This is a genomic window from Bradyrhizobium oligotrophicum, assembly GCF_051168495.1.
GTDB lineage: Bacteria > Pseudomonadota > Alphaproteobacteria > Rhizobiales > Xanthobacteraceae > Bradyrhizobium > Bradyrhizobium oligotrophicum_A.
In genome coordinates, this window is the sequence record NZ_JBNPVB010000011.1 from 107,526 (window position 1) to 124,265 (window position 16,740).

Genomic DNA, 16,740 nt, shown 5'->3' on the forward strand with positions numbered 1-16,740 from the left:
TGTCCTCTCTCGCCGGATCGCGATCACAAGGATCGCCAACGCGAAATCAGGGGAGGACTCATGGGCGCGGCAACGGAAACCTTCTACAATGTGATCAGGCGCCAGGGCATCACGCGGCGCAGCTTTCACAAGTTCTGCAGCCTCACCGCGACGAGCCTCGGCCTCGGGCCGCTCGCGGCCAGCCGGATCGCCAACGCGCTCGAAACCAAGCCGCGCACGCCCGTCATCTGGATGCACGGGCTCGAATGCACCTGCTGCTCGGAGAGCTTCATCCGCTCGGCCCACCCGCTGGTGAAGGATGCCGTGCTGTCGATGATCTCGCTCGACTACGACGATACGATCATGGCGGCGGCCGGCCATCAGGCCGAGGCCATCCTCGAAGAGACGCGCGCGAAGTACAAGGGGCAATACATCCTCGCGGTCGAAGGCAATCCGCCGCTCAACGAAGGCGGCATGTTCTGCATCGACGGCGGCAAGCCGTTCGTCGAAAAGCTGAAGATGATGGCCGAGGATGCAATGGCGATCATCGCCTGGGGCGCCTGCGCGTCCTGGGGCTGCGTGCAGGCGGCGAAGCCGAATCCGACGCAAGCCACGCCGATCGACAAGGTCATCACCAACAAGCCGATCATCAAGGTGCCGGGCTGCCCGCCGATCGCGGAAGTCATGACCGGCGTCGTCACCTTCATCACCACTTTCGGCAAGCTTCCCGAGCTCGACCGCCAGGGGCGGCCGAAGATGTTCTATTCGCAGCGCATCCACGACAAGTGCTATCGCCGCCCGCATTTCGACGCCGGCCAGTTCGTCGAGGAGTGGGACGACGAGGCCGCGCGCAAGGGCTACTGCCTCTACAAGATGGGCTGCAAGGGGCCGACCACCTACAACGCCTGTTCGACGGTGCGCTGGAACGGCGGCGTGTCGTTCCCGATCCAGTCCGGCCATGGCTGCATCGGCTGCTCGGAGGACGGCTTCTGGGACAAGGGCTCGTTCTACGACCGACTCACCACGATCAAGCAGTTCGGTATCGAGCGCAATGCCGACGAGGTCGGCATGGTGGCGGCGGGGACCGTGGGCGCAGCGGTGGCAGCGCACGCCGCGGTCACGGCCGTGAAGCGGCTCGCCGGCAAGCGCGACGACGCCAAGCAAGATCATTAATCGCATTCAGGGCAGGTAACGATGGGCATCCAGACCCCCAACGGCTTCAATCTCGACAATTCCGGCAAGCGCATCGTCGTCGATCCGGTCACCCGCATCGAGGGACACATGCGGGTCGAGGTCAACGTCGACGCCGATAACGTCATCCGAAACGCCGTCTCCACCGGCACGATGTGGCGCGGCATCGAGGTGATCCTCAGGAACCGCGATCCGCGCGACGCCTGGGCGTTCACCGAGCGGATCTGCGGCGTCTGCACCGGAACGCATGCGCTTACATCGGTCCGCGCCGTCGAGAACGCGCTCGGCATCACCATTCCGGAGAATGCCAACTCGATCCGCAACCTGATGCAGCTTGCGCTGCAAGTGCATGATCACGTCGTGCACTTCTATCATCTGCATGCGCTCGACTGGGTCGACGTGGTGTCGGCGCTCTCGGCCGATCCGAAGGCGACGTCGACCTTGGCGCAGTCGATATCGAGCTGGCCGCTGTCGTCGCCGGGCTATTTCCGCGATCTCCAGACCCGGCTCAAGAAGTTCGTCGAGTCCGGTCAGCTCGGCCCGTTCAAGAATGGTTATTGGGGCAGCAAGGCCTACAAGCTGCCGCCCGAAGCCAATCTGATGGCGGTGGCGCATTATCTCGAGGCGCTCGATTTCCAGAAGGAGATCGTCAAGATCCACACCATCTTCGGCGGCAAGAACCCGCATCCGAACTGGCTCGTGGGCGGCGTGCCGTGTCCGATCAACATCGACGGCACCGGAGCGGTCGGCGCCATCAACATCGAGCGGCTGAACCTCGTCTCTTCGATCATCGACCGCCTGATCGAGTTCAACGAGCTGGTCTATCTGCCCGACGTCGCAGCGATCGGCTCGTTCTACAAGGACTGGCTGTATGGCGGCGGCCTGTCCGGCAAGAGCGTGCTGGCCTATGGCGACGTGCCCGAGCATGCCAACGACTATTCGTCGAAGAGCCTGAAGCTGCCGCGGGGCGCCATCATCAACGGCAATCTGTCCGAGGTGTTTCCGGTTGATCACGCCAATCCGGACGAGATCCAGGAATTCGTCGTTCATTCCTGGTACAAATATCCCGACGAGACCAAGGGGCTGCATCCCTGGGACGGTGTCACCGAGCCGAACTACGTGCTCGGGCCCAATGCCAAGGGCACCAAGACCGACATCAAGGAGCTCGACGAGGGCGGCAAATATTCCTGGATCAAGGCGCCGCGCTGGCGCGGCCACGCCATGGAGGTCGGTCCGCTGGCGCGCTGGGTGGTCGGCTATGCGCAGAACAAGGCGGAGTTCAAGGATCCCGTCGACAAGTTCCTCAAGGATCTCGACCTGCCTCTGACCGCGCTGTTCTCGACGCTCGGCCGCACCGCGGCGCGCGCGCTGGAATCGGTGTGGGCGGGACGCCAGATGCGCTACTTCCAGGACAAGCTCATCGCCAACATCAAGGCGGGCGACAGCTCGACGGCGAATGTCGACAAATGGAAGCCGGAGAGCTGGCCGAAGGAGGCCAAGGGCGTCGGCTTCACCGAGGCGCCGCGCGGCGCGCTCGCGCACTGGATCAAGATCAAGGACACCAAGATCGACAACTACCAATGCGTCGTGCCGACGACCTGGAACGGTTCGCCGCGCGATCCGCAGGGCAACATCGGCGCATTCGAGGCGTCGCTGATGAACACCCCGATGGCCAATCCCGAGCAGCCGCTGGAGATCCTGCGCACGATCCATTCCTTCGATCCGTGCCTGGCGTGCTCGACGCACGTCATGAGTCCGGATGGCCAGGAACTGGCGACGGTCAAGGTCAGGTAGTGGGAGACGCACCATGATGGATGCCATTGCACGTCCCGCGGAGTCCGAGCCGAACCTCGCCGCGATCGCGGCCGATGCGGCCGGCGAGCATGCGGTCGGCCGGCCCACGGTCTATGTGTACGAAGCGCCGGTGCGCATCTGCCACTGGATCAACGCGTTCGCGATCATCGTTCTGATGGTGACCGGCTATCTGATTGGCTCGCCGCTTCCGACGGTGTCGGGAGAGGCGTCGGCGAATTTCGTGATGGGGTACATCCGCTTTACCCATTTCGCAGCCGGGCAGGTGCTGGCGGTGTTCTTCCTCGCCCGCATTCTCTGGGCTTTCGTCGGCAACCATCACTCCCGGCAGATCTTCTACATTCCGGTGCATCGCAAGCAGTTCTGGAAGGAAGTGCTGCACGAGATCCGCTGGTACGCCTTTCTGGAGCGTGAGCCGAAGATGTATGTCGGCCACAATCCGCTGGCGCAGACGGCGATGTTCACCGGCTTCACACTGTTCGTCTCCTTCATGATCGTCACCGGCTTTGCGCTCTATTCGGAAGGCACGGGGATCGACAGCTGGCAGCACAAGATGTTCGGCTGGGTGTTTTCGATCTGGCCGAACAGCCAGGACGTTCACACCTGGCATCATCTCGGGATGTGGGCGCTGGTCACCTTCGTGATGGTGCATGTCTATGCCGCCATTCGCGAAGACATCATGTCACGCCAGAGCATCATCTCTTCGATGATCTCGGGCGAGCGGCAGTTCCGCGACTGACAGGGGGCCGGCATGGTCGATGAGAGCGGGCGCGACCGCATCCTGGTGCTCGGGATCGGCAACATTCTGTGGGCGGACGAAGGCTTCGGCGTGCGGGTGGTGGAGGAATTCCACCGCCGCTTCACCGTGCCCGACAACGTCACGATCCTCGACGGTGGCACGCAGGGGCTCTACCTCGTCAACTATGTCGAGGAGGCTGATGGTCTGATCGTGTTCGACGCCATCGACTACGGCCTCGTGCCGGGCGAGCTCAAGCTCGTCCGGGACGACGAGGTGCCGCGCTTCACCGGCGCCAAGAAGATGAGCCTGCATCAGACCGGCTTCCAGGAAGTGTTGAGCGCGGCCGATCTGCTCGGCCGCTATCCGCAACGGCTCGCGCTGATCGGCTGCCAGCCGCTCGACCTCGAGGATTGGGGCGGGCCGCTGACCGAGCCGGTGCGCGCGCAGATCGAGCCGGCCATCGAGCTGGCCCGCGCGCTGCTGGCGGAGTGGGGCGCAGCGGCCGTGCCGCGACCCGAGCCGCTTGCCGGCGACGCGCGGCTGCTCGCCAACGACATCGACCATCACAGCTATGAGACGCGGGCGCGCGCGGCCGAATAGCCGCCGGCCGCTGCAGGGGAGTTCCGCCATGTGCCTGGGCGTGCCGATGACGATCGTGGAGACCGATGGCGTCTCGGCGCTGTGCAGCTTCGACGGCGGGGAGCGGCGTGTCTCGGTGCTGTTGTTGTCGAACCCGCCGGTCGGTGCGAAGGTGCTGGTCTATATCGACAACGCGGTGCGGTTGCTCGACGATGAGGAAGCGCGGCTGATCGGCGAGGCCCTGCGCGGCCTGCGGGCCGCGATCAATGGCGAGAATTGCGACGACTTCTTTGCCGACCTGATCGGTCGCGAGCCGGAGTTGCCGGAGCATCTGCGGTAGCGGGCTGCGCACCGCCGACGGTATCAACTGCCAAGATTGTATCCGGAAGTAAAGATAGTTGCTAGCTTTGACTGGAAAGCAACTATTCGTTCGATTGAACATCCGTCGATTGTGTTAAAAACAATAAATATTTCAACAGATTGAAGCGGTCGCTGCCGGGCGCTGTCTGGCACGTTGATTGCTCATCCTGTGACGCGACGGCAACGATAACTGGTAAGGGAGGACACATCGATGACGATGCAGCAGCGTGAAACGCGCGCGCGAGGCGGGTTGCCGGAGGTCGATGCCGGTAACGTCGATGCCTTTCTCGCCGATGCGGAGCGCGCCGGGGAGGTTGGCGTGCTGCTGTCGGCCGGAGACCCCGCGCGTTTTCCGGAGGCGCTCGACGTCGCCATCGTGTTGCCGGAGCTGATCACGGCGTTTCAGGGCCGGCTGCGCGGCGCGGTCATCGCGCGTGACGCCGAGACCGAACTCGGCGCCCGTTTCGGTGTGCGCGTGCAGCCATCGCTGATCCTGTGCCGAGGCGCCGATGCGCTCGGCGTGATCGCCAAGATCCAGGACTGGTCCGTCTATGTCGACCGCATTTCGCACCTGATCGATCGCCCGATCGGCGCGACTGCCACGGTGGTCGCCAGCATCGTCCCTGCGCATCAGCCTTCAGGAGTCGACCGATGAAGCCCGGATTCTGGATTGCGCCCGAAGGCGCCGAGCAGCCGGTCAGCGTGTTTCCGATCGGCGAGGAGGCGCTCGACTCCCAGTACAAGGGGCTGACCGCATCCGGCGCCCTGGCCAAGCTCGCCACTATGGATTCGGAGGCGCTGGCGCGCAGCTGCCCGCGCGCGGTAGAACTGCTGTCGACGATCGCGGCGGCGATCGCGGCGCAGACCGCCGATGCGCCGACACAGTTGTTTCGGCTCGCGGGTCTCAACGACCTGGAGCGCCGGCTGATCGACGACGTGCTGGGAGAGGGCGAGGTCGCCGGCGTGGTGGCCCTGCCCAATGGCTCGCTGGCGCAGATCCAGGAATCGGTGCTGGCCGGCATCTGGCGCGTCCGGATGGAAGGAGACGAGGCTCACGACTACATCGAGATCGGCGCGGTGCCGGAGATCGTCACGCGCGCGGCAGCCGATCTCACGGCTGGTGACATCGTCATCGGGTCGGCACCCGACGGCACGATGAACGCGCTGCCGGTGCTCGCCGAGATCCGTGAGCGCGCACTCGCCTGGCAGCCCGGCCAGCGCTCGCAGATCATCAATTTCACGCTGCTGCCGATGAGCCCGGCGGACATGAGCTTCCTGCAGGAGACGCTCGGCAACGGTCCGATCCAGCTGATGTCGCGTGGCTACGGTACCTGCCGTGTGCTCGCGACCGGTATTCGCCACGTCTGGTCGGTGCAGTTCTTCAATGCGATGGATACGATCATCCTCGACACGCTGGAGGTCGGCGGCGTCCCCGTGGTCGCGCTTGCCGCGGCCGAGGATTTCGAGGATTCCGCCGAGCGGCTGACGCAGATCATCGAGGCGTATTTCACATGAGCGGCTTCGAGAATTTCGGCGTCCGCGGCGATCTCGCCGACGACGTGCTGCTGGAATGCGGCATCTGCTGGACGCGCTATGATCCGGCCGAAGGCGACGCGGTGGCGCAGATCGCGCCGGGCACGCCGTTCTCGGTGCTGCCGGACGACTGGCGTTGCCCGAACTGCGACGCGCCGAAGGCCAAGTTCATGGCGGTGGAATCATGAGCGCTGCGGCGGCCGGGCAGGAGACACATGACGCCGCGCCGGCTGCGTGGGGCGAGCATCTCGTTTCGGTCTATCGCGAGATCGGCGACCGCGCGATGCGCGATCTTCCGATCTACCATGACGCGCTCGACGTCGAGGCCATCGGCTTCAGCGACTATCAAGGGATGACGATCGGCATCCTCATCACGCCCTGGTTCATGAACGTGGTGACTCCGTCCGCCGAGGGGTCTGCGGGATCATCGGTGGACATCGTCCTTCCGGCCGGCTCGTTCGCGTTCACGATCGGCGAGATCGCCGGAGTAGGACGGATCGCGAGCTGCTCGCTGTTCTCGCCGATGTTCGAGTTCGAGGACATGGCGGCGGCCCGCGCGGCGGCCGAGGCCGCGATAGCCGCGTTGATGACGCCGGGCGACGAACCGTCCGCCGCCCGCGCCACGCGCTCCCATGCGATCGATCGCCGGGCGTTGCTGCGCGGCGCGCTGTCGGAGAGCGGCGCATGACGGCGGGCTTCCGCAATCAGATCGATGTGACGCTGTGCCTTGCCGACGAGGTGATCGGGCATGTCGACATCAAGCCGCGCACGCGGCCGCCGCTCGGACGGTTGTTCGCCGGCCGGCCGGTCGAGGCGTTGCTCGCCACCGTGCCGCGGCTGTTCTCGCTCTGCGCCACCGCGCATCAGGTCGCGCTGCTGTCCGCGCTCGAGGCTGCCCGCGGCGAGCAGGCGGCCGCAACGACGCGCCATCGGCGTATCAAGGCGGTCGTCGCCGAGCGATTGACCGAGCTTCTGCGCGGTCTGCTGCCTGGGCCGCTGACCCGGGACCGCGCCGCGGCGCAGCAGCTGCTGCAGGCGGTGACCGGATTGCAGGGCCGGTCCGGTAGCGACGGCCTCGCGCCGTTCTCCAGCGAAGTCTTGTCACAGATCAAGATGGCCCTGGCCGCTCCCGGCATAGGCTTGGGGCCGGTTGTGCCGGGAACCCGGCCCGCTTCGATGATGGCGCAGGCCAGGGAAGCGTCCGGGGACAGGGGATGGCGACACATGCCTGTCGAGCTCTGCTACCTGTCCGCGGCCGACGACGAAGCGATCGTGAGCCGGCTGATGGTTGCGGGAACCGCATTTGCGGAAGCGCCGGAGCTCAACGGCCGCATTCCCGAGACCGGCGTCTGGGCGCGCTACGTCGCGCAGGCCGGGCCAGAGCTGGATGGCCCGTTCGAGCGGCTATCGGCCAAGATCAGCGAGATCGCTGCGCTGGTGTGCTGGATCGAAGCCGGCGAGGGCGAGGACGCCGCCTCCGATGAGGGGCTTGTTGCGAGCTATGCGCTTGGTCCGCGCCGCGGCGCTGCTGCCGTTGAGTGCGCGCGCGGCCGATTGCACTATGCGATCGAACTCGATGGGGATGGCCATATCGCCCATTTCGAATTCCTGGCGCCGACAGAATGGAATTTTCATCCGTATGGCCCCGTGGCCAAGCGCCTCACAGGCGCAGCAAGGCCGCGCTGTGCTGCAGACCATGCAGCGATCGAGGCCATGATCGGCTGCTTCGATCCCTGCGTCGGCTATCGCGTGGCGGTGCGGGAGATGGCCGATGCATGAGATGGCGCTGTGCGAGGGCATCGTCGAGATCGTCGAACAGGAGGCGCGCAAGGCCGCGTTTTCCAGGGTGAAGACGGTGTGGCTGGAGATCGGCGCGCTCAGCCATGTCGCGCCGGACGCGCTGCGGTTCTGTTTCGAGGCGGTGACCGCCGACACCATCGCCAAAGGCGCGGCGCTCGAGATCATCGAACAGCAGGGCACGGCGTGGTGCCTCTCCTGCTCGCGCAGTGTCGAGATCAGTCAACGCTACGATCCTTGTCCCGCCTGCGGCAGCCGTCAGTTGCAGGTGACAGGCGGCGAGGACATGCGGGTCAAGGAACTGGAGGTCGAGTGATGTGTACGGTGTGCGGCTGCAGCGACGGAAAATCCTCGATCGAATCCGGTGATCATCATCACGATCATGGCGATCATCACCATCATCATCATGCCCACGGGCACGATGATCACGGCCATGGTCACGCCGGGCATCATCACCATCACCATGATCATGATCACGACCACGATCATGGCCACCATCATCATGACCATGATGATCATGCGCATGACCACGACCACACGCATGGCTCTGCCGGTCACATCGACTGCTCGGCCAACCCGGCCGGTCAGGAGATCGCCGGCCTGTCGAGTGGCCGCATCATCCAGATCGAGCGCGACATTCTCGGCAAGAACGACCGGCTCGCCGCCGAGAACCGCGCGCGCTTCGCCGCGCACGACGTGCTGGCGTTCAACTTCGTGTCCAGCCCCGGCGCCGGCAAGACCTCGCTGCTGGTCCGCGCGGTCTCCGACCTGAAGCAGAGCCGGCCGGTCGCGGTGATCGAGGGCGATCAGCAGACCTCGAACGACGCCGAGCGCATCCGCGCCACCGGCGTGGCGGCGATCCAGATCAACACCGGCAAGGGCTGCCATCTCGATGCGGCGATGGTCGGCGAGGCCTATGGCCGGCTGCCGTCGCTGCGCGGCGGCCTGCTGTTGATCGAGAACGTCGGCAACCTGGTGTGTCCGGCCGCCTTCGATCTCGGCGAGGCCTGCAAGATCGTGGTGTTCTCGACCACCGAGGGCGAGGACAAGCCGCTCAAATATCCCGACATGTTCGCTGCGTCTTCCCTGATGCTGATCAACAAGATCGATCTCGCGCCGGTGCTCGATTTCGATCTGGCGCAGACCATCGAATATGCCCGCCGCGTCAATCCCAAGATCGAGGTGCTGACGATCTCGGCGAAGACAGGCGAGGGCCTCTCTGCGTTCTACGCCTGGATCAGGAAGCAGGCGGACAAGATGCGCGCGAGCGCGCTGGGAGCAGTGCAGGGATGAGTGTGTCCGGCCAGACATGGGCGGCGAAGCCCCCGCGCCTCAGGCTCCGTATTCGCGGAGCCGTGCAGGGCGTGGGCTTTCGTCCCTATGTCCATGGCCTGGCGACCCGCCATCGGCTGGGAGGCTTCGTCGCCAATGATGCCGATGGCGTCGTCATCGAGGTCGAGGGCGCGGACGTCGCCTCGTTCGTCGAGGCGCTGCCGCGGCAGGCGCCGCCTTTGGCGCGCATCGACGACATCGCCGTCGAGACGATCGCTGCCGAGGCGAGCGCGGATTTCCGCATCAACGCGAGCATCAGTGGGCGGGTGACCACCCGCATCGTGCCGGACGCCGCCGCCTGTCCTGCCTGCCTCGCCGAGCTGTTCGATCCGGCCAGCCGCTTCCATCTCTACCCCTTCGTCAACTGCACCCATTGCGGCCCGCGCTTCACGATTGCCGAGCGCCTGCCCTACGACCGCGCGACCACGGCGATGAAGCGCTTTCCGATGTGCGAGGCGTGCCGCGCCGACTATGAGGAGCCGACGGGGCGCCGCTTTCATGCCGAGGCGATCTCGTGCCCGCGCTGCGGGCCCCGTCTCAGCCATGAGATCGATGACATCGCCGCAGCGCTCGCGGACGGCCGGATCGTCGCCATCAAGGGACTCGGCGGCTATCAACTGCTGTGCGATGCGCGGGACGAGCAGGCCGTGCAGCGGCTGCGCGCGCGCAAGCAGCGCGACGGCAAGCCGTTTGCCGTGATGGTCGCCTCGGCTGCGGCCGCGACTGACATCGCCGAGCTAAATGCAGCGGAGCGCGCGTTGCTGGAGCACGTGGCACGGCCGATCGTGCTGGTGAACTCACGCCATGCCGTCGCGCCATCGGTCGCGCCGGGTCTTGCCAAGGTCGGCGTGATGCTGCCGGTCGCGCCGCTGCATCATCTGATTTTCCACGCGCTCGGTGCGCGCGGCGGAAAGAGTGCGTGGGCGCTGGTCTGCACCAGCGCCAATCCGAGCGGCGAACCGCTGCTGACCGACAATGACGAGGCGCTCGCTGGCCTCGCGGATATCGCGGACCTGATCGTCACGCATGACCGCGACATCGTCATCCGCGCCGATGATTCCGTGGTCACAATGATGGCCGGCGTGCCTCGTTTCGTCCGGCGTGCCCGCGGCTATGTCCCGGAGCCGATCCGGCTGGCGCATGCCATCCCGCCGGTGCTCGCGGTCGGCGCGCACCTGAAGGCGACGGTCACGGTGACCCGCGGCGACGAGGCCTTCGTCTCGCAGCATCTCGGCGATCTCGACACGGCGCAGGCGATCCGCTTCTTCGAAGAGACGATCGATCATCTCACCTCGATCCTCGACGTCGAGCCGGTGGCGGTCGCGCACGATTTGCACCCCGACATGGCCTCGACGCGCTTCGCGCAGGCGCGCGGCCTGCCGACGCTGCCCGTGCAGCATCACCACGCCCATGCGGCCTCCGTCATGGCGGAGCATGGATTGACGGGAGCTGCGCTGGCGCTGGTGCTCGATGGCTACGGCCATGGCAGCGACGGGGGCGCCTGGGGCGGCGAGCTGCTGTCGTGCGACGGGCCGCGCTTTGCGCGCCTCGGCCATTTCGCGCCGCTGAAGATGCCGGGCGGCGACCGCGCCGCGCGCGAGCCCTGGCGCATGGCGGCTGCCGTGCTGCACGACATCGGCCGCCGCGACGAGATCGGATCGCGCTTTGCAGCCCAGCCGCAGGCGCGCCAGTTGTCGATGCTGCTCGATCGTCCGGATGGGCCGGCCACGACCAGCGCCGGCCGTCTGTTCGATGCAGTCGCCGGACTGCTCGGCATCAGCACGATCCAGAGCTACGAAGGCGAGGCCGCCATGAAGCTCGAGGCGCTGGTGCGCGAGCCCGCGATTCTGCAGCGCGGCTGGACCATCGTCGATGGCGTGCTGTCGCTGCGGCCGCTGCTTGCGCACCTGGCCGCGCACGATCGCGACGCGGCCGACGCCGCCAGCCTGTTTCACGGCACCCTGGCCGCGGCCTGCGTCGACTGGATCGCGGCAGCGTCGCGCGCCACCGGCATCGGCACCGTGGTGCTCGCTGGCGGCTGTTTCCTCAACGCTCATCTGACGGAACAGATCGTGCGCGGCTGTCGTGCCGTTGGGCTCGATCCGCTGCTGCCGCGGCAGTTGCCGCCCAATGACGGCGGCTTGAGCCTGGGGCAGGCCTGGGTGGCCGGACTGAAACTCACGCAGACCAACATGATGCCTGGAGGGATCGTCTGATGTGCCTGGCCATTCCTGCCGAAGTGATCAAGCTGCTGCCTGACGGCATGGCGATCGTGTCGATCGACGGCGTCAGCAAGGAGGTCTCCGTCGCGCTGATCGAGGAGATCGCCGTCGGCGATTACGTCATTCTCCATGTCGGCCACGCGCTGGCGAAGATCGATCCGGACGAGGCGCGCGAGACGCTGGATCTGCTCCGGCAGATGGGCGCAGTGACGGAGGTCGCACCATGAAATATGCCGACGAGTTTCGCGACAAGGAGCTGGCCATGGGTCTGGCGCGCGCCATCCGCGCCAAGGCCGATCCGGCACGTGCCTATCGTTTCATGGAGTTCTGCGGCGGCCATACGCACGCGATCGCGCGCTATGGTCTGGAAGACATGCTGCCGGGGAACGTGCGCATGATCCATGGCCCCGGCTGCCCGGTCTGCGTGCTGCCTGCGGGGCGCATCGACATGGCGATCGCGCTGGCCGAACGGCCGGAGGTCATTCTCTGCGTCTATGGCGACCTGATGCGCGTGCCCGGCTCGCGCGGCGCCTCGCTGCTGCGGGCCAAGGCGCGCGGCGCCGACGTCCGCATGGTCTATTCGACGCTCGATGCGATCGCGCTCGCCGAACAGAATCCGAGCCGCGAAGTCGTGTTCTTCGCCATCGGCTTCGAGACCACGACGCCGCCGACGGCCGTGATGATCCGGGCCGCCGAGAACAAGCAACTCGCGAATTTCAGCGTGTTCTGCAACCACGTGCTGACGCCGCCGGCGATGCGCGCGATCCTCGACAGCGACACGCCGATCGAGATCGACGGCTTCGTCGGCCCGGCCCATGTCTCGACCGTGATCGGCACCGAGCCCTATGCGCCGTTTGCGCGCGAGGACGGCAAGCCCGTCGTGATTGCGGGCTTCGAGCCGCTCGACATGATGCAGGCGATCCTGATGCTGATCGCGCAGGTCAATGACGGCCGGCACGAGGTCGAGAACCAGTATCGCCGGGCGGTCACCGGCAGCGGCAACCAGCGCGCGATCAAGGAGATGGCCGAGATCTTCGAATTGCGCGACCAGTTCGAATGGCGCGGCCTCGGCAGCATTCCGTCGAGCGCGTTGAAGCTGCGGCCCGCCTTCGCGCATCTCGATGCCGAACTGCGCTTCGCGATGCCCGAGCGGGTCGTCGCCGATAATCCGGCGTGCGAATGTCCGGCGATCCTGCGCGGGCTCAAGAAACCGGTCGACTGCAAACTGTTCGGCACCGCCTGCACGCCGGAGACGCCGATCGGCTCCTGCATGGTGTCGTCGGAGGGCGCCTGCGCGGCGCATTGGACCTATGGCCGCTTCCGCGACCATCAGCGGAGGCTCGCATCATGAGCATGCATCAGCGCCGGCTCGACGTGAAGAACGGCTGCGTCGATCTCTCGCATGGTGCCGGCGGTCGCGCGATGGCGCAGTTGATCGCCGGCCTGTTCCACGAGGCGTTCGGCAATGAATGGCTGGCGCGCGGCAACGATCAGTCGGCCTTCGACGTCGCAGCCGGCCGCATGGTGATGACCACCGACGGCTACGTGGTGTCGCCGCTGTTCTTCCCCGGCGGCAATATCGGCTCGCTCGCCGTGCACGGCACCGTCAACGACATCGCCATGGCCGGCGCCAGGCCGTTATATCTCTCGGCCAGCTTCATCATCGAGGAGGGATTTCCGTTCTCCGACCTGAAGCGCATCGCGGATTCGATGGGCGCGGCGGCGCGCGAGGCCGGCGTGGCGATCATCACCGGCGATACCAAGGTGGTCGAGCGCGGCAAGGCGGACGGCGTCTTCATCTCGACCGCCGGCGTCGGCGTGCTGCCGGAAAGGCTCGACCTCTCGGCCGACAAGGCGAGGCCGGGCGATCGCGTGCTGCTGTCCGGCAGCCTCGGCGACCACGGCGTCGCCATCATGTCGAAGCGCCAGAACCTGACCTTCGACACCGAGATCGTCTCCGATTCCGCCTCGTTGCATGGCCTCGTCGCCGCCATGGTGGCGGCCGGCGGCGCCGGCATCAGGCTGATGCGTGACCCCACCCGCGGCGGGCTCGCGGCCACGATGAACGAGATCGCGCAGCAGTCCAATCTCGGCTTCCGCCTGCAGGAAGAGGCGATTCCGGTGAAGCCGGAGGTCGCCGCGGCCTGTGAGCTGCTCGGGCTCGATCCGCTCCATGTCGCCAATGAGGGCAAGCTCGTCGCGGTGGTCGCGCCCGAGGTGGCTGGCGTCGTGCTCGCCGCCATGAAGGCACATCCGCTGGGAGGCGATGCCTCGGAGATCGGCGAAGCCGTCAACGACGATCACCGCTTCGTCCAGATGGCCACGAGCTTCGGCGGCGGCCGCATCGTCGACTGGCTGTCGGGCGAGCAGCTGCCAAGGATCTGTTGAGACGCGTGATGGGAATCCAGGGAACGATATTGGTCGTGGATGACGAGGTCCGGTCGCAGGAGGCGCTCCGGCGCGTCCTCAACCAGGATTTCGAGGTTTTGTGCGCCGGCAACACGGCCGATGCCGAGAAGCTGCTCGAAGGCGAGATCGTGCATGCCGTGATCTGCGACCAGCGCATGCCGCAAGAATCCGGCGTCAGCTTCCTTAAGCGCGTGCGCGAGATGTGGCCGGACCCGGTGCGGATGATCATCTCGGGCTATTCGGATTCCGAGGACATCATCGCGGGTCTCAACGAGGCCGGTATCTATCAGTACATCACCAAGCCCTGGCAGCCTGATCGCCTGATCGACATCGTGCGCGAGGCCGTGCAGCTGTACCGGCTGCAGAAGGAGACGGAGACCGCCGGGGTCGACGTCAAGGCGACGCCGGCACACATCAAGAAGGTCGTTTCGGTCAAGCGCGGCGCCGCCAAGCAGCTCTACGATTTCGACCGCATCGTGCATTCGGCGGCGAGCCCGATGCGCAACGTCATCGAGCTCGGCCGCCGCGCCGCCGACTACGACATCTCGGTGCTGATCACCGGCGAATCCGGCACCGGCAAGGAGCTGCTCGCGCGCGCCATCCATTACGGCTCGGCGCGCGCCACCAAGGCGTTCGTGGTCGAGAACTGCGGCGCGCTGCCGGACGAACTGCTGGAGAGCGAGCTGTTCGGCTGCAAGAAGGGGGCCTTTACCGGCGCCTATCAGGACCGCATCGGCCTGTTCGAGGTTGCCGATGGCGGCACCATCTTTCTCGACGAAATCGGCGAGACGTCGCCCGCCTTTCAGGTCAAGCTGCTGCGGGTGCTGCAGGAGAGCGAGATCCGGCCGCTCGGCGCGCAGCGCGTCCGCAAGGTGGACGTGCGCGTGGTGGCCGCCACCAACCGCGATCTCGAAGCCGAGGTCGAGGCCGGCCGCTTCCGCCGCGACCTGTATTATCGGCTCGCCGCATTTCCGGTCCACATGCCCTCGCTCCGCGAGCGCCCGATGGACATTCCGCTGATCGCCGAGGGCGTGCTGGCGGCGGTCAAGACCTCGTTCAACCGGCCGCATCTGCGCTTCGCGCCGCCGGCGCTGGAGGAGTTCTCCAGATATCACTGGCCGGGCAATGTCCGCGAGCTGCAGAACGAGATCCAGCGCATGGCCGTACTGGCCGATGCCGACGAGCTGCGCTGCCCGCCCTTCGCCGCCCGGCGCAACGGCCGCCGCGCAGCCCCCGCCGCCGTCAACGGCAAGCTGAACGGCACCGGCACTCTGAAGGACAAGGTGGAAGACCTCGAAAAGACGATCATTGTCAATTGCCTCGAAAAGTATGAGGGTAACATCAGCCGCGTCGCGAGCGAACTCGGCCTGTCACGCGTCGGCCTTCGCAACAAATTGTCCAGGTACGATCTGAGAAAAAATGGCAAAGGCCACGCGCTCTCCTGAGTCGTCCGGAGCCGACACGCTTCTGAAGCTGATCGCGAGCAGCAGCACGCTCGAATTCGACAGCGAGCGCGAAGGCGTGTGGATCGAAGTGATCCGCAAGATGGACGAGGTCTATTCCGACCTCCTGCGCTACGAGGTCGATCTCGAGCACAAGAATGCCGAGCTCGAGGAAGCCCAGGCGTTCGTCACCAACGTCATCGAGTCGGTCTCGGACATTCTCGTCGTCTGCGACGCCAGGGGCAATGTGCAGCAGGCCAACTCGGCCTTCCAGCGCAATTCGGGCCGCACCTTGGCGGACATCGTGGGCCGCAACATCGCCGAGATGATCGACGTCGATCATCACGGCAAGCTCGCCTTGCTGCTGCACCCGCGCGGCGGCACGGAGGTGGTCGATGGCGAGCTGCGCTTCGCCGCGGCCGGCGGCAGCTCGGATCTGTTCGCGATCAACAGCTCGCCGCGGCATGACCATCGCGGCCGCTTCATCGGAGTGGTGCTGACGGGGCGGCCGATCGGCGAGCTCCGCCGCGCCTACGAAGCGTTGCACAAGGCGCATCAGGAGCTGCAGCGCGCGCAGCGGCAACTCGTCGAGCAGGAGAAGATGGCGAGCCTCGGCCGCCTCGTCGCTGGCGTCGCGCACGAGCTCAACAATCCGATCAGCTTCGTCTACGGCAACATCCACACCTTGATGCGCTACCGGACGTCGCTGGTCGGCTATCTCGATGCCATCCATGAGCAGCCGGTGGCCGATGAACTCGCCGCGCTGCGCTCGGATCTGCGGATCGATGCCATCCTGGAGGATTTCGGGCCGCTGATCGAGGGCACCCTCGAAGGTGCGGTGCGGATCAGCGAGATCGTCAAGAACCTGCGCCGGCTGTCATTCTCCAAGCTCGGCGAGGTCGAGCGGGTCAATATCGAGCGGCTGATCAACACGGCGGTGCTATGGGCGGGGCGCACCAAGCAGCATCGTGTCGACATCCAGATCGATGTCGAGCCGGAGCTGTGGATCTCCGGCAACGAAGGCCAGCTGCATCAGGTGATCGTCAATCTGGTCGAGAACGCGATCGACGCGATGCGCGCGACCGAGCTGCCGCGCCTCGTCGTTGCCGCGTCGCGCCAGGGCGGCGAGATCGCGTTCCGGTTCAGCGACAATGGTCCGGGCATCGACAAGGATCATCTCAGCCACATCTTCGAGCCGTTCTTCACGACCAAGCGCGTCGGCGAGGGGACGGGGCTCGGGCTGTGGATCAGCTACGGCATCGTGCGCGAGCATGGCGGCGAACTGGTCGTGAGCAACGAGCCGAACGGCGGCGCGACGTTCTCGTTCGCCCTGCCGGCTGTCTGA

18 protein-coding genes are annotated in these 16,740 nt (G+C 66.1%); all 18 read left to right on the forward strand.

The features are described 5' to 3' along the window. The first annotated feature begins 60 nt into the window (after positions 1 to 60). The 18 genes from ACQR1B_RS21160 (at position 61) to ACQR1B_RS21245 (ending at position 16,740) form a co-directional block, all read left to right on the forward strand. Positions 61 to 1,152, forward strand: coding sequence for a hydrogenase small subunit (locus ACQR1B_RS21160; RefSeq protein ID WP_434833486.1), 1,092 nt, complete (start codon positions 61 to 63; stop codon positions 1,150 to 1,152). A 21-nt stretch (positions 1,153 to 1,173) separates the two neighbouring features. Beyond that, a complete protein-coding gene (locus tag ACQR1B_RS21165) occupies positions 1,174 to 2,964 on the forward strand; it encodes a nickel-dependent hydrogenase large subunit (RefSeq protein WP_434833487.1) in 1,791 nt (596 codons plus the stop codon). Between the two features lie 13 nt (positions 2,965 to 2,977). Continuing rightward, positions 2,978 to 3,721 carry a Ni/Fe-hydrogenase, b-type cytochrome subunit gene (gene cybH / locus ACQR1B_RS21170; RefSeq protein ID WP_434833488.1) on the forward strand — a complete coding sequence of 248 codons (744 nt, stop codon included), beginning with the start codon at positions 2,978 to 2,980 and terminating at the stop codon, positions 3,719 to 3,721. A 12-nt stretch (positions 3,722 to 3,733) separates the two neighbouring features. Beyond that, positions 3,734 to 4,321, forward strand: coding sequence for a HyaD/HybD family hydrogenase maturation endopeptidase (locus ACQR1B_RS21175; protein ID WP_434833489.1), 588 nt, complete (start codon positions 3,734 to 3,736; stop codon positions 4,319 to 4,321). A 28-nt stretch (positions 4,322 to 4,349) separates the two neighbouring features. Next, positions 4,350 to 4,640 carry a HypC/HybG/HupF family hydrogenase formation chaperone gene (locus ACQR1B_RS21180; protein WP_434833490.1) on the forward strand — a complete coding sequence of 97 codons (291 nt, stop codon included), beginning with the start codon at positions 4,350 to 4,352 and terminating at the stop codon, positions 4,638 to 4,640. Positions 4,641 to 4,871: 231 nt separating this feature from the next. Next, positions 4,872 to 5,315: a hydrogenase accessory protein gene (locus tag ACQR1B_RS21185; protein ID WP_434833491.1), complete on the forward strand. Its 444-nt coding sequence runs from the start codon at positions 4,872 to 4,874 to the stop codon at positions 5,313 to 5,315. Next, positions 5,312 to 6,175, forward strand: coding sequence for a hydrogenase expression/formation C-terminal domain-containing protein (locus ACQR1B_RS21190; RefSeq protein ID WP_434833492.1), 864 nt, complete (start codon positions 5,312 to 5,314; stop codon positions 6,173 to 6,175). Before ACQR1B_RS21185 ends, ACQR1B_RS21190 begins: the two co-directional genes overlap by 4 nt. Beyond that, a complete protein-coding gene (locus ACQR1B_RS21195) occupies positions 6,172 to 6,381 on the forward strand; it encodes a rubredoxin (protein ID WP_434833493.1) in 210 nt (69 codons plus the stop codon). The genes ACQR1B_RS21190 and ACQR1B_RS21195 overlap by 4 nt, the downstream gene beginning before the upstream one ends. After that, the gene (gene hybE / locus ACQR1B_RS21200; protein ID WP_434833494.1) at positions 6,378 to 6,881 is read left to right on the forward strand and encodes a [NiFe]-hydrogenase assembly chaperone HybE; all 504 of its coding nucleotides are present in this window, start codon (positions 6,378 to 6,380) and stop codon (positions 6,879 to 6,881) included. Before ACQR1B_RS21195 ends, hybE begins: the two co-directional genes overlap by 4 nt. Beyond that, the gene (locus tag ACQR1B_RS21205; protein ID WP_434833495.1) at positions 6,878 to 7,972 is read left to right on the forward strand and encodes a hydrogenase assembly protein HupF; all 1,095 of its coding nucleotides are present in this window, start codon (positions 6,878 to 6,880) and stop codon (positions 7,970 to 7,972) included. The genes hybE and ACQR1B_RS21205 overlap by 4 nt, the downstream gene beginning before the upstream one ends. Beyond that, a complete protein-coding gene (gene hypA / locus ACQR1B_RS21210) occupies positions 7,965 to 8,306 on the forward strand; it encodes a hydrogenase maturation nickel metallochaperone HypA (RefSeq protein ID WP_434833496.1) in 342 nt (113 codons plus the stop codon). Before ACQR1B_RS21205 ends, hypA begins: the two co-directional genes overlap by 8 nt. Next, complete coding sequence (gene hypB, locus ACQR1B_RS21215) at positions 8,306 to 9,283, forward strand: hydrogenase nickel incorporation protein HypB (RefSeq protein ID WP_434833497.1); 978 nt, start codon at positions 8,306 to 8,308, stop codon at positions 9,281 to 9,283. Before hypA ends, hypB begins: the two co-directional genes overlap by 1 nt. Beyond that, on the forward strand, positions 9,280 to 11,538 hold the full coding sequence (hypF, locus tag ACQR1B_RS21220) for a carbamoyltransferase HypF (RefSeq protein ID WP_434833498.1): 2,259 nt from the start codon (positions 9,280 to 9,282) through the stop codon (positions 11,536 to 11,538). Before hypB ends, hypF begins: the two co-directional genes overlap by 4 nt. Next, the gene (locus ACQR1B_RS21225; RefSeq protein WP_434833499.1) at positions 11,538 to 11,771 is read left to right on the forward strand and encodes a HypC/HybG/HupF family hydrogenase formation chaperone; all 234 of its coding nucleotides are present in this window, start codon (positions 11,538 to 11,540) and stop codon (positions 11,769 to 11,771) included. Before hypF ends, ACQR1B_RS21225 begins: the two co-directional genes overlap by 1 nt. Next, positions 11,768 to 12,895 carry a hydrogenase formation protein HypD gene (gene hypD / locus ACQR1B_RS21230; RefSeq protein WP_434833500.1) on the forward strand — a complete coding sequence of 376 codons (1,128 nt, stop codon included), beginning with the start codon at positions 11,768 to 11,770 and terminating at the stop codon, positions 12,893 to 12,895. Before ACQR1B_RS21225 ends, hypD begins: the two co-directional genes overlap by 4 nt. After that, on the forward strand, positions 12,892 to 13,932 hold the full coding sequence (gene hypE, locus ACQR1B_RS21235; RefSeq protein WP_434833501.1) for a hydrogenase expression/formation protein HypE: 1,041 nt from the start codon (positions 12,892 to 12,894) through the stop codon (positions 13,930 to 13,932). Before hypD ends, hypE begins: the two co-directional genes overlap by 4 nt. Before the next feature lie 8 nt (positions 13,933 to 13,940). Further along, positions 13,941 to 15,398: a sigma-54-dependent transcriptional regulator gene (locus ACQR1B_RS21240; protein WP_434833502.1), complete on the forward strand. Its 1,458-nt coding sequence runs from the start codon at positions 13,941 to 13,943 to the stop codon at positions 15,396 to 15,398. After that, a complete protein-coding gene (locus tag ACQR1B_RS21245) occupies positions 15,373 to 16,740 on the forward strand; it encodes a sensor histidine kinase (RefSeq protein WP_434833503.1) in 1,368 nt (455 codons plus the stop codon). Before ACQR1B_RS21240 ends, ACQR1B_RS21245 begins: the two co-directional genes overlap by 26 nt.